The sequence below is a fragment of the Rhodococcus sp. USK13 genome (assembly GCF_018343855.1).
Classification (GTDB): domain Bacteria; phylum Actinomycetota; class Actinomycetes; order Mycobacteriales; family Mycobacteriaceae; genus Rhodococcus_F; species Rhodococcus_F oxybenzonivorans.
The window spans coordinates 5,279,711-5,293,330 of record NZ_CP069242.1; the positions used below are offsets into that span (position 1 = coordinate 5,279,711).

8 protein-coding genes are annotated in these 13,620 nt (G+C 66.6%); 7 read left to right on the forward strand and 1 reads right to left on the reverse strand.

Annotation, left to right across the window (positions count from 1 at the left end):
• Positions 1-55: 55 nt before the first annotated feature.
• From JQT59_RS26795 to JQT59_RS26815, 5 genes are read left to right on the forward strand one after another with little or no spacing between them, the layout of a single operon-like run.
• Entirely contained in the window at positions 56-1,390 is a 1,335-nt protein-coding gene (locus JQT59_RS26795) for a nicotinate phosphoribosyltransferase (protein WP_283254017.1), read from the forward strand.
• Positions 1,387-2,019: a nicotinamidase gene (locus JQT59_RS26800; RefSeq protein WP_213572644.1), complete on the forward strand. Its 633-nt coding sequence runs from the start codon at positions 1,387-1,389 to the stop codon at positions 2,017-2,019. The genes JQT59_RS26795 and JQT59_RS26800 overlap by 4 nt, the downstream gene beginning before the upstream one ends.
• Before the next feature lie 9 nt (positions 2,020-2,028).
• Entirely contained in the window at positions 2,029-4,077 is a 2,049-nt protein-coding gene (locus tag JQT59_RS26805; protein WP_213572645.1) for an ATP-dependent DNA helicase, read from the forward strand.
• 54 nt (positions 4,078-4,131) lie between these two features.
• Complete coding sequence (locus JQT59_RS26810; protein WP_213572646.1) at positions 4,132-5,052, forward strand: ABC transporter ATP-binding protein; 921 nt, start codon at positions 4,132-4,134, stop codon at positions 5,050-5,052.
• Positions 5,049-6,605 (forward strand): ABC transporter permease, encoded by a 1,557-nt coding sequence (locus JQT59_RS26815; RefSeq protein ID WP_213572647.1) that lies wholly within the window; start codon positions 5,049-5,051, stop codon positions 6,603-6,605. Before JQT59_RS26810 ends, JQT59_RS26815 begins: the two co-directional genes overlap by 4 nt.
• Here JQT59_RS26815 and glgP read toward each other — a convergent pair.
• Positions 6,570-9,170 carry an alpha-glucan family phosphorylase gene (gene glgP, locus JQT59_RS26820; RefSeq protein WP_213572648.1) on the reverse strand — a complete coding sequence of 867 codons (2,601 nt, stop codon included), beginning with the start codon at positions 9,168-9,170 and terminating at the stop codon, positions 6,570-6,572. The two genes, JQT59_RS26815 and glgP, sit on opposite strands and share 36 nt — an antisense overlap.
• 215 nt (positions 9,171-9,385) lie before the next feature.
• Between glgP and JQT59_RS26825 the strand changes: the two genes are divergently transcribed.
• Together JQT59_RS26825 and glgB are read left to right on the forward strand one after the other, a co-directional pair.
• On the forward strand, positions 9,386-11,404 hold the full coding sequence (locus JQT59_RS26825; RefSeq protein WP_213572649.1) for an alpha-1,4-glucan--maltose-1-phosphate maltosyltransferase: 2,019 nt from the start codon (positions 9,386-9,388) through the stop codon (positions 11,402-11,404).
• Positions 11,404-13,602, forward strand: a complete 2,199-nt coding sequence (gene glgB, locus JQT59_RS26830) for a 1,4-alpha-glucan branching protein GlgB (RefSeq protein ID WP_213572650.1) — start codon at positions 11,404-11,406, stop codon at positions 13,600-13,602. Before JQT59_RS26825 ends, glgB begins: the two co-directional genes overlap by 1 nt.
• The last annotated feature ends 18 nt before the right edge of the window (positions 13,603-13,620 follow it).

Sequence of the window (13,620 nt, forward strand, 5' to 3'; positions counted from 1 at the left end):
GACACCAGGGTACGACGAGCTCACATCCCGCGACACCGCGGCTTAGAGTGGCCGGGTGTCCCGAAACAGCAGCGCATTGTTCACCGATCAGTACGAGTTGACGATGCTGTCGGCGGCCCTCGCCGACGGTTCTGCGCATCGCCGGTGCAGTTTCGAGGTCTTCGCCCGGCGCCTGCCCGACGGTCGTCGGTACGGGGTGGTCGCCGGTACCTCTCGACTGCTCTCCGCCTTGGCGACCTTTCGTTTCGGGGACGCCGAGATCGATGTGGTCTCACGTTTCCTCGACGACGCGACCGTGGCGTGGCTGCGCACGTACCGCTTCACCGGGGACATCGACGGCTACCGCGAGGGTGAGCTCTATTTCCCCGGCTCGCCGATCCTGTCGGTGAGCGGAACGTTCGCCGAGTGCGTGGTGCTCGAAACGCTGATCCTGTCGATCCTCAACCACGACAGCGCGATAGCTTCGGCTGCCGCGCGGATGGTCAGCGCTGCGGACGGTCGCCCCATGATCGAGATGGGCTCGCGGCGCACACACGAGGAGTCTGCCGTCGCGGCGGCACGCGCCGCGTACCTCGCGGGTTTCACCGCCACGTCCAATCTCGAGGCTGTGCGCAGGCACGGTGTACCCGGCGCGGGTACCAGCGCACACGCGTTCACCCTGCTGCACACCACCGCGGACGGACCCGACGAGGCCGCCGCCTTCCGGGGTCAGGTGGCGGCGCTGGGTGTGGCGACCACCCTGCTCGTCGACACCTACGACATCACGAGTGGCGTGAAGACCGCCGTCGAGGTCGCGGGAACCGAATTGGGCGGCGTCCGGATCGACTCCGGCGACCTCGGTGTCCTGGCCCGTCAGGTTCGCCGACAACTCGACGACCTCGGCGCCACGAAGACCAAGATCGTCGTTTCCGGAGACCTCGACGAGTACGCCATCGCGGCGTTGCGCGCCGAGCCGGTCGACGTGTACGGGGTGGGCACCGCTGTCGTCGTGGGCTCTGGTGCCCCCACCGCCGGAATGGTCTACAAGCTCGTCGAGGTGAACGGCATTCCCGTCGAGAAGCGGAGCAGTCTGAAGACGTCCCGGGGTGGCGCGAAGCGGGCGGTCCGCTTCTCCCGCGATACCGGGACCGTCGTGGAGGAAGTGATCTATCCGGCGCGCGCGCCCCGACCCGAACAGAACGGGCTCGAGGCCCGCGACCTGCTCGTTCCGCTGGTGCGCGGTGGCGAGGCCGTCGCGGACGCCGATACCCTGGAAGAGAGTCGATCGCTTCTTGCGGCAGGCTTGGTAAGTCTGCCGTGGGAGGGGTTGAAGTTGTCCCACGGCGATCCGGCTGTCCCCACCCGGTTCGCCGACACCGACAGCCGTGCCATCCAGGGAAGGACGTTGTGAGCGACACCGAGAGCATCCGAGCGCGCCGTGCGCTGCTCGTCGTCGATGTGCAGAACGACTTCTGCGAGGGCGGGGCCCTTGCCGTCCAGGGCGGTTCCGCGGTCGCAGCCGCGATCAGCCGCTTCCTCGACACTGCCGACTACGACGCTGTCGCCGCGACCATCGATCACCACATCGATCCGGGTCACCACTTCGCCGACGAACCGGACTTCGTGGATACCTGGCCCGTGCACTGCAAAGTGGGTACGCCGGGAGTGGAATTTCATCCCGACCTGGACACGAGCCGTATCGCCACGGTTTTCTCCAAGGGAGAGTTCTCCGCGGCGTATTCCGGCTTCGAGGGTACGAATCCCGAGGGCTGGGGACTCGAGAAGTGGTTGCATGACGCCGGGGTCACCGACGTCGACATCGTCGGTATCGCCACCGATCACTGCGTGCGAGCCACGGCACTGGACGCAGCGAAGGCCGGGTTCACCACCCGGGTACTGCTGCCCCTCACTGCGGGTGTCTCTCCGACGACCGTCGAGTCGGCGCTGACCGAGATGCGCGCCGCAGGCGTGCACCTGCAGGGCCGTGACCGAGACGCCTCTTGCGATGGCGGAGCGATTTCTGACGTAGGTCCCGAGTAACCTGCTCGGGTGCCCGAAAACCTTCCCAACGTCCCCGAGCTGTTGCGCACGGCGGTGCGGTCGCTGGGTGGTGCCGAACGATCGAACCAGCTCACGATGGCGTCGGCCGTTGCGCATTCGATCGATACCGGGGAGCATCTGGCCGTGCAAGCCGGAACCGGCACCGGCAAGTCGCTGGCCTACCTGGTGCCGAGCGTGCGGCATGCGGTGCAGAGTGGGAAGACGGTGGTTGTCTCGACGGCCACCATCGCACTGCAACGCCAGCTGATCGATCGCGACATGCCGCGCCTCGCCGACGCCCTCGAGGACTCTCTCGGCAGGCGGCCGCACTTCGCGATCCTCAAGGGGCGCAACAACTATCTGTGCATGAACAAGATCCACACGGGAGCCGCCGACGAACCGCCGACGGACGAGCTGTTCGACCCCTTCGCGGTCTCACGCCTCGGCAGGGAGGTGCAGCGGCTCACCGAGTGGTCCTCGGAAACCGACACCGGTGACCGCGACGATCTGGCCCCCGGCGTCAGCGACAAAGCGTGGCGGCAGGTCAGCGTCACCGCGCGGGAATGCCTCGGCAAGTCCCGGTGCCCGGTCGGTGAGGACTGCTTCGCCGAGCGTGCCCGCTCGGAGGCGTCCCAGGTAGACGTCGTCGTCACCAATCACGCGCTGCTGGCCATCGACGCCATCACGGGAATTGCGATCCTCCCCGAGCACGACGTCGTGGTCATCGACGAGGCCCACGAGTTGGTGGATCGCGTCACGAATGTCGCCACCGCCGAACTCGCCGCGTCGACGATCAGCGCCGCAGCCCGCCGGTGCACCAAACTGGTCGAGGAGCAGGACGCGGATCGCCTCGAAGCAGCAGGCGAGGGATGGGCGGCGCTTCTCGAGGAACTACGACCGGAGCGGTGGGAGGCGCTGCCACCGGGTGCGGCACCTGCGCTCGCTGCTGTCCGTGACGCCGCCTGGTCACTGCGCACAGCCATCGGTCCGTCACGTCCGGGCATGGCGCTGAGCGATCCCGAGGCCGCCGCCGCACGTAACACCGCCCTGGCAGCGGTGGAGGAAGTGCACGACAGCGCCGTCCGGGTGCTCAGCGCATTCGACGAGCCGGATCCCGCCCAGCGACGGGACGTCGTCTGGCTGGCCGCGGACGACAATCGGAGTTCGGTCCGGCGGGTCGTGCGGATGGCTCCGTTGTCTGTGGGCGGCCTCCTACGGTCGCGGCTGTTCGCCGAGTCGACGGTGGTCCTCACGTCCGCCACGCTCACGGTCGGCGGCTCCTTCGACGGTCTGGCGGTCAACTGGGGACTTCCGGCCGAATCGTCCGTCGTCATCGATCCGGCATTGGCCACCGGCACCGAGGCACCGTCGGACGCGGGCACTTTGAAATGGAATGCGCTGGACGTCGGCTCGCCGTTCGATCACGCGCGCGCCGGAATTCTCTACATCGCCAAGCACCTTCCGCCGCCGGGTCGCGACGGTCTGGTTCCTTCCTACCTCGACGAGATCGCCGAACTGGTCGCCGCTGCCGGCGGACGCACACTCGGCCTGTTCTCCTCGATGCGCGCGGCCAAGGCGGCCGCCGAGGCCATGCGTGAGCGTCTCGACACTCCCGTTCTCTGCCAAGGTGACGACTCCACCGGAGCCCTGGTCCGAGCCTTCGCCGGCGACGAACCGACATCCCTGTTCGGCACGCTGTCACTGTGGCAGGGCGTCGACGTGCCGGGCCCGTCCCTCAGTCTCGTCATCCTCGACCGCATTCCCTTCCCGCGCCCCGACGACCCCCTACTGGTGGCTCGGCAGAAGGCTGTGGAGTCTCGCGGAGGAAACGGATTTCTCTCGGTGGCGGCCAATCACGCCGCACTCCTCCTCGCCCAGGGAGTGGGCCGGTTACTGCGCAGCGTCGACGACAAAGGTGTTGTCGCCGTGCTTGATCCACGTCTGGCGACCGCCCGTTACTCCGGATATCTCCGCGCGTCGCTGCCGCCGTTCTGGGAGACGTCCGACCCCGAGGTCGTGCGCAAGGCCCTGGGCAGAATTCGGGACTCGCGTAGTTGATCGGCAGACCGGACTCGCGCGGACGCCGGGAACGTCCACACCTATGCTCGTCCGATGGCCTCAGCGATCTCCGTCCGAGCACTGACCAAAAAATTCGGTGACGTCCTCGCCCTCGACGGCCTCGATCTGACAGTGCAGTCCGGCGAGGTGCACGGTCTGCTGGGGCCCGGCGGTTCCGGCAAGACCACCACGATCCGGGTACTGCTCGGATTGCTCCGCCCCGGCGGTGGCACGGCCAGGGTGCTCGGTCAGGATCCGTGGCGGAACTCGGTCTCCTTACACAGGCGCGTCGCGTACGTGCCGGGCGAGGTGGCGCTCTGGCCCGGCCTCACGGGCGGGCAAGCGATCGACGTCCTCGGCCGGCTTCGCAGCGGCGTCGACCCGGCACTGTGTCGATCGATGATCGAACGTTTCGAGCTCGACCCGACGCGCAAGGGCCGGACCTATTCGAAGGGTGATCGCCAGAAGATCGCATTGGTGGCGGCGCTCGCCGCCGACAGCGAACTACTCGTCCTCGACGAACCGATGTCCGGGCTGGATCCGATGCTCGCAGCGGTCTTTCGAGAGTGCGTCGCCGAGTTCGCGGCCGGCGGAGGAACGGTGTTGTTGTCGAGCCACAGCCTCGCCGAGATCGACACTCTGTGTAGCGCCGTCACCATTATTCGCGCCGGCCGCACCGTGCAGGCGGGGAAGCTGTCGGATCTGCGCGGGTGTCACCGAACCACCGTCACCGCCACCACCCGAATTCGACCGCACCCCATCGGCAATGTGCCGGGAGTCCACAATCTGCGCGGCGGCGACGACCGCCACACGGTCACCTTCGACGTCGACCCCGAACAGCTCGATCCGGTTCTCACCACCCTGACCGGGTTGGGGATCGTCTCGATCGTCGCGAACCCGCCGACACTCGAGGACGTGCTCCGTCGCGAGAACCGCGGCGAGGCCAAGGTACTGGCCGGCGGGCAGTCCCGGTGAGCCGGTTGAGCGGCACCGGGGTTCTCACCGAACTGGCGGTCCGAACCGACCGGGTTCGAATTCCCGTGTGGACGGTCGCCATCGTCGGGCTCACTGTCCTCGTCGCGTGGAGTTGCTCGACGACCTACCCGACCGCCGTCGCCCGGCAGGCCCGGGCCGGGCTCCTCTCCTCCCCTGCCGCGACAGCCCTCGCCGGTCCCGGATACGGACTGGACCACTACACGCTCGGCGCGATGGTGGCCAACGAGGTCGCCGGGATGACGATGGTGGCGGCAGCCGTCATGTCCGTGCTGCTCGTGGCCCGACATCTGCGCGCCGAAGAGGAGTGCGGACGCCTCGAGTTGGTGCATACCGGTGTCGTGGGACGCTATGCGAATCTCACGGCCGGTCTGATCTCCGCTGCGCTCGCCAACGTCTTCGTCGGCCTGCTTCTCGTGATCGGACTTCTGGCAGTGGGACTTCCGCCGGTGGGATCACTCACCATGTCGGCCGGGGTCCTGGTGGTGGGTCTCGTGTTCACGGCGTTCTCCGCGCTCGCATCCCAGTTGACCGAGCATGCCCGCACGGCGAGCGGTGCCGGCATCGCCGCGATCGGCGTCGCCGTCGCTCTCCGCGCCGTGGGCGATGTCCGGCACGAGCACAGTGGCAGCCTTCTCACCTGGGTGTCGCCGCTCGGATGGTCGCAAGCAACCCGCGCCTACGTCGACGAACGATGGTGGCCACTGCTGATCGGTCTCGCCGCCTCAATGGTCATCGCGGCGTGCGCGTACGCCGCCGTCGACCGGCGTGACGTCGGTTCCGGACTGTTCCCACCCCGACGCGGTCACGCTCGAGCAGCCCCGTCCCGCGCGGCAATTGCGGCTTTGGCAGCACGAGGTCTGCAAGCTCAGGCCCTCGTGTGGGGTTTGGGAGTATTTGCGCTGTCGCTCCCCCTCGGAATCCTCGGTCAGCACGGGAAGGTGCTGCCCGCACGCACGACCGTCGACGAGGTATCGGCTCATCACCTGGTAATTCTGGCGGGACTGGCCGCGGCGTACGCCGTGGCTGCGTTCACATCGGTATCCGCGCAGGAATCAACCGGCACGACCGACGAGGCCGTGGCCGCAGCGGGGTCGCGCACGAGGTGGTTCGCCAGCCATGTGCTGATCATCGCCGGTGCGGCCGCCACGATCACTCTGGCCGCGGGCATCGGCTCGAGCCTCACCTCAGCCGCTCCGATCGGGGCTGCTCTGAACGTCGTACCCGCACTGTTCCTGATGGTCGGCCTGGGCGCAGCCGTGTACGGGCTCGTCCCGCGGGCGTTGCCTCTGTTGTGGTCGTACCTCGGTTATGTTCTGGTCGCCGCACTGTTCACCCATGTGCTTCCGGAGAGGTTCGGGGTGCTGTCACCGTTCCACCACACCCCGAAACCGCCGGCCGAGTCCTTGCTCCCGCCATTCGTGCTTCTCGTTTCCGCGACTGTCCTGGTTCTCGCCGGCGCCGCCGGTTTCCGCCACCGGGACGTCGGCCGCCGCCAGCTACATACTCGGTACCGCCACCAGGCCCAGCTCTGAGGGGTCGACGAGCAGCCGGTGCTTCGGGAGCACTCGCACCGTGTAGCCGACCGACCCCGACAGCGGAAGGGCGGTGTCTGCGACGAACAACTCCGTAGCACCGTCGGACCCGTCGTGCGTCATCGGAACGGTGACGATGTCGCTGAGCTCCTCGTCCAGATCCGTCTTTCCGATGACAGCCTGCACGGTGACGTCCTCGACGGACAACGCACCGAGCCGGATATGGGCGCGCAGCACCAGGTTGGCGCCGATCTCCGGGGTGTCGGGAAGTCCCTCGCCGTCCACCTGCAACACCGCAACCGACGGCCAGGCGGCCTCGACGCGATGCCGGAACTCGGCCAGCTCGCGGGCGCCGGCGTAACCGTCGGCCGCCACCGTACGCGCCGAATCCGCTGCGGGCGCGTAGTACTGGACGGCGTAGTCACGCACCATTCGCGAGGCCAGCACCTTGGGACCCAGGTTCTGCAGGGTGTGCCGGACCATCTCTACCCAGTGCACAGGCAAACCGTCCGGACCGCGGTCGTAGAACCTCGGCAACACTGCCCGCTCGAGCAGTTCGTACAGTGCGCTGGCTTCCAGGTCGTCCCGGCGCGTCTCGTCGACGACCCCGTCCGCCGTCGGGATGGCCCAGCCGTTCTCGCCGTCGAACATCTCGTCCCACCACCCGTCCCGGATCGACAGGTTCAGTCCACCGTTCAACGCGGATTTCATCCCCGACGTCCCGCAGGCCTCCAGTGGGCGCAGCGGATTGTTGAGCCACACATCGCAACCCCAATACAGATACCGGGCCATCGACATGTCGTAGTCGGGCAGGAACACGATCCGATGCCGCACGTCCGCTGCGTCGGCGAACCGCACGATCTGCTGGATGAGAGCCTTGCCCCCGTCGTCAGCCGGATGACTCTTCCCCGCGACCACCAGCTGGACCGGCCGCTTCTCGTCGAGGAGCAGTGCGCGCAGCCGGTCGGGATCGCGCAGCATCAGGGTGAGCCGCTTGTACGTGGGAACCCGGCGGGCAAAGCCGACGGTGAGGACACCCGGATCGAAAACTTCGTCGGTCCATCCCAATTCTGCGGAGGTGGCGCCGCGCTCGATCCAGGATGCCCGCACGCGTCGTCGTACCTCCTCGACCAGTTTGGTGCGGAGGCTGTTGCGCGTGGACCACAGCTCGTCGGCGGACAGTTCTTGCAATCGCTCCCACCCCTTGGCCTCCTCCACCAGCTCGGGTCCGAGGATGCGGGTGGCGAGGTCGACCCATTCCGGTGCCGCCCAGGTGGGGGCGTGGACACCGTTGGTCACCGAACCGATCGGGACCTCGTCGGCGTCGAAGTTCGGCCACAGTGGCCGGAACATGGCGCGACTGACGATTCCGTGCAGTTTCGACACTCCGTTGGCACGCTGGCCGAGGCGCAGACCCATGTGCGCCATGTTGAATACCGACGGATCCGGCTCGCTGCCGAGGCCGATGATGCGATCCATCGTCAGCCCGGGGAGCAGCGCAGATTCGTTCTCGGCGTTGTCCCCGCCGAAGTAGTGCCGGACCAGGTCCGCGGGGAATCTGTCGATTCCGGCCGGAACAGGCGTATGCGTCGTGAAGACGGTGCCTGCGCGCACGGTGGCCAGTGCTTCGTCGAAAACAAGTCCCGCACCGGTCACCAACTCGCGGATTCGCTCGAGTCCGAGGAATCCGGCGTGTCCTTCGTTCATGTGGAAGACCACCGGATCGGGCAGATCGTGCGCCTGAGTGTATGCCCGCACCGCGCGGACCCCTCCGATACCGGCCAGGATTTCCTGCTTGATCCGGTGATCCTGGTCGCCGCCGTACAGCCTGTCCGTGACCCCACGCATCTCGGCGTCGTTCTCGGCGATGTCGGAGTCGAGCAGCAGCAGCGGTACCCGGCCCACCTGAGCGATCCATACCCGGGCGCGCAACACTCGGCCACCGGGAACCGCAACGTGAACGAGGATGGGAGAGGCAGTTCCGGCGTCCGGACCCGACTCCGTCAGCAAACGCAGCGGCAATCCCTGCGGGTCGTAGGCCGGGTAGTGCTCGGACTGCCAGCCGTCCGCGGTCAGCGACTGCCGGAAGTACCCCGATCGGTACAGCAGGCCCACACCGATCAGCGGAAGACCCAGATCGGATGCCGCCTTCAGGTGATCACCGGCAAGAATGCCCAGCCCACCGGAGTAATTGGGCAGCACTTCGCTGACACCGAACTCCATTGAGAAGTAGGCGATCCCACCCCCGAGCGAAACACCTTTCGCCTGTTGATTCTGGTACCAGCGCGGCCGGGACAGGTACTGGTCGAGATCGGCGGCGGCGGCGTCGAGGCGGGCTAGGAAGGGGACGTCCTCGGCCAGCTCGTCCAAGCGAGCCGGCTCGACTTCACCGAGCATCCGGATGGGGTCGTACTGCACGCGCCGCCACAGGTCCTCGTCCAGCAGCGAAAAGAGCTCCTGCGTGGCCGTATGCCACGACCAGCGCAGATTCGTCGACAGCGGGCCGAGCGCGGCGAGACGCTCGGGAAGGTGGGCTCGGACAGTGAACCGACGCAAGGCTTTCACTTCGCGAACAATAATGCACTTCCGGCCGGGTGGTGTCGTGTCGCGGGATGCGAGCGAGTTCGGCCGACCTGCCACGGCGCGCGGTCCAGTCTCCAAGCCCCTCCCGCGGGGCGCTGTCGCCAACTGGGACAGGGACCGGTCTGCTCCATTACGGTTGAAACCGGCGGCGGAACGAAGCGTCGTCGGCAACTTCCGACTATGGAACGGAGCCCAGTGTGACAGGTCGACTCGGCATCGACGACGTGATGCCCGACATCTCGGGCGGGCGTTACCCTGCCAAGGCTGTTGTCGGTGAGGTATTTCCCGTGCGGGCGAAGGTATGGCGGGAGGGGCACGATGCCGTGGCCGCCACTCTCGCGGTGCGAGGACCCCGTACCGCATCCTCCGGCGGATCGGCGACCTTTCGCATTCCCATGAACCCTGGACCTGCGCCTGACACCGTCGACGGTTCCTTCACGCCCACCAGTGAAGGAATGTGGACCTTCCGGATCGAGGCGTGGAGCGACCCGATCACCACCTGGAAGCATGCCGTGGAGGCCAAGCTCTCGGTCGGGCAGGGGCCGTCCGAGCTGGCCAACGATCTGGAGAACGGCGCCCGGCTGTTCGAGCGTGCCGCCAAGGGTGTCCCGCGGAACGACCGTTCGCGGCTGATCGGTGTCGCCGCATCGTTGCGATCCGAGCATCCGCTCGGCGAGCGGGTGGCCCCGGCATTCGGTTCGGACGTCGCCGAACTTCTGCGGGCGCATCCCTTACGTGATCTGGTCACCAGAAGTGAAGCGCACAGTGTCCTCGTCGACCGCACACGGGCGCTCTTCGGGTCGTGGTACGAATTCTTCCCCCGGTCGACGGGAGGCTGGGACGAGAACGGGAAGCCCCGGCACGGCACCTTCGCCACCTCCGCCGCCGCGCTGCCCCGGATCGCGGCCATGGGCTTCGACGTCGTGTACCTGCCGCCCATCCACCCGATCGGCGTGATCAACCGCAAGGGACCCAACAACACGCTGACTCCCGGGCCGGACGACGTGGGCTCGCCGTGGGCGATCGGATCGGCCGAAGGCGGTCACGACGCGATACATCCGGAGCTCGGAACGATGCAGGATTTCGAGGCGTTCGTCGCTGCGGCGCGCGCACTCGACCTCGAAGTCGCCATCGACCTCGCGCTGCAGTGCGCGCCCGACCATCCGTGGGCGCGGGACCATCCGGAATGGTTCACGGTCCTTCCGGACGGCACCATCGCCTACGCGGAGAACCCGCCGAAGAAGTACCAGGACATCTATCCGGTCAACTTCGACAACGACAAGGACGGCATCTACGCGGAGGTCCTGCGTGTGGTGCGGCACTGGATCGCCGCGGGGGTGAAAATCTTCCGGGTCGACAATCCGCACACCAAGCCACCGGACTTCTGGGAGTGGCTGATCGCGGAGGTCAAGAAGACCGATCCGGACGTGTTGTTCTTGTCCGAGGCATTCACCCGGCCGGCGCGACTGTACGGACTGGCCCGGCGCGGGTTCACTCAGTCGTACACCTATTTCACGTGGCGGACGGCCAAATGGGAGTTGACCGAATTCGGCAATGAGATAGCAGCGAAGGCCGACGAGGCGCGGCCCAACCTCTTCGTCAACACCCCGGACATCCTGCACGAGAGCCTGCAAACCGGTGGTCCCGGCATGTTCGCGTTGCGCGCCGCACTGGCCGCGACTCTGTCACCGACGTGGGGCGTCTACTCGGGTTACGAACTGTACGAGCACCTTCCGGTGCGTCCGGGGAGTGAGGAGTACCTCGACTCCGAGAAGTACCAGCTGCGCCCCCGCGATTTCGAAGGTGCCGCCGCCCGCGGTGAGTCCCTCGATTCATGGCTCACCGCGCTCAACCGCATCCGCCGTCAGCACCCAGCGTTGCAGCAGCTGCGAAACCTGCACTTCCATCACGTCGACAACGATGCACTCATCGCATATTCGAAGTTCGACGCGACCACGGGTGACGCCGTGCTGACGGTGATCAACCTCAATCCGTTCGGCGCCGAGCAGGGAACGGTGTGGCTCGACATGCCGGCACTCGGACGTGACTGGCACGACCATCTACCCGTGCTCGACGAGGTCACCGGGGAGCAGTACCACTGGGGGCAGGCGAACTTCGTGCGTCTCGAGCCCTGGCGTTCGGTGGCCCATATTCTGGCTCTGCCGTCCATTCCCTATCCGGCCAGGACGAAGCTGGCATACCGCGGAGGTACATAGTGGCCGTCCAACCGCCCACTGCAATCGCACCCGACGACGCCGATCTGGATCTGCTGGCGCGGTGCATTCACCACAACCCGCACTCTGTCCTCGGGGCACACCCCCACCCCGACGGCACGGTCATCCGTGTTCTGCGCCCGCGGGCCGAGTCCGTCGAAGCGGTGATCGGCGGAAAGAGCTTCCCACTCGAGCACATCGCGCACGGTATGTGGGGAGCGCTGGTTCCCTACCGTGACCTGATCGATTACCGGGTGTCGACGACGTGGCCCGGCGGCCACACCGACCTCGCGGCGGATGGCTACCGCTTCCTGCCGACCCTCGGTGAGCTCGATCTGCACCTCTTCGGGGAGGGCAGGCACGAGCGCCTGTGGGAAATTCTGGGGGCGCACCGACGCTCGTACGACACCCCGGACGGAACGGTGACCGGCACGTCGTTTGCCGTCTGGGCACCCGCTGCCCGTGGGGTCAGCGTGATCGGCAGCTTCGACGGCTGGGGCGGCGAGACCTTTCCCATGCGGGTGCTCGGCTCTACCGGTGTCTGGGAGCTGTTCATTCCCGGTATCGAGGTCGGCGAGCTGTACAAGTTCCGCGTCCACGGCCGTGACGGAAGCGTGCGGGACAAGGCGGACCCCATGGCGTTCGCCACCGAGGTGCCGCCGGCGACAGCGTCCCGCGTGGCGATCAGTACGCACGAATGGGATGACGCCGAGTGGCTCGAGCAGCGGGCGAGCACCGACCCGACACAATCGCCGATGAGTGTGTACGAAGTGCATCTCGCCTCGTGGCGTCCAGGGTTGAGCTACCGCGACATGGCCGAGGAATTGGCCACCTATGTCACCGAGTGCGGTTTCACCCACGTGGAGTTGCTGCCGGTCGCCGAGCACCCGTTCGGTGGATCCTGGGGTTACCAGGTGACGTCGTACTATGCGCCCACGTCGCGCTTCGGCTCCCCCGACGATTTTCGGTGGTTCGTCGACCGCCTCCACACGTCGGGGATCGGCGTAATCGTCGACTGGGTACCTGCCCATTTCCCGAAGGACGAGTGGGCGCTCGCCCGTTTCGACGGCACCCCGCTGTACGAGCACGGCGATCCCCGGCGCGGTGAGCAGCTCGACTGGGGAACCTATGTCTTCGACTTCGGCAGACGCGAGGTCCGTAATTTCCTCGTTGCCAATGCCCTGTTCTGGCTCGACGAGTTCCATGTGGACGGGCTCCGCGTCGATGCGGTGGCGTCGATGCTCTACCTCGACTACTCGCGACCGGAAGGCGGCTGGACGCCCAACATCCACGGTGGCCGGGAGAATCTCGAAGCAGTCGACTTCCTTCAGGAAATGAACGCGACGGTCCACAAGCACCATTCTGGGGTCGTCACGATTGCCGAGGAGTCGACGGCGTGGCCCGGTGTCACCCGCCCGACGAACATCGGCGGTCTCGGATTCAGCATGAAATGGAACATGGGCTGGATGCACGACACCCTCGGGTATCTCGGTCACGATCCCGTCCATCGGAGCTATCACCACCACGAGATCACCTTCTCGCTCGTCTATGCGTGGAGTGAAAATTATCTGTTGCCCATCAGCCACGACGAGGTGGTGCACGGCAAGGGCACGTTGTGGACTCGGATGCCAGGTGACGACTATGCGAAGGCTGCGGGTGTCCGGTCTCTGCTGGCGTACATGTGGGCGCACCCCGGCAAGCAACTGCTGTTCATGGGGCAGGAGTTCGGCCAGACGCGGGAGTGGTCGGAAGAGCGCAGCCTCGACTGGTACGAAATCGACGATCCCCACACCGGACGCTTGCACGGCGGTCTCCTGAAACTGATCGGCGATCTCAATGCCACCTACAGGGCGCATCCGGCGCTGTGGACGCTCGATACGTCCCCGGGCGGCTATTCGTGGATTGATGCCAATGACACCGCGAACAACGTTCTGAGCTTCCTCCGCTACGGCACCGACGGTTCGATAGTGGCGTGTCTGTTCAATTTCTCGGGTACGCCACACGGCAGTTATAGAGTGGGCTTGCCCGAATTGGGCACATGGCGTGAGATTCTCAATACCGACGCCGAAATCTATGGGGGGTCGGGTTGGGGAAATCTCGGGGCAGTGACGGCAACTTCGCAGCCATGGCACGGGCGGCCCGCCTCTGCCGAGGTGGCATTGCCGGCCAACGGCGCGATCTGGATGAGTCTGGAGCGTTGATGAGAGCACGGCGTTGTT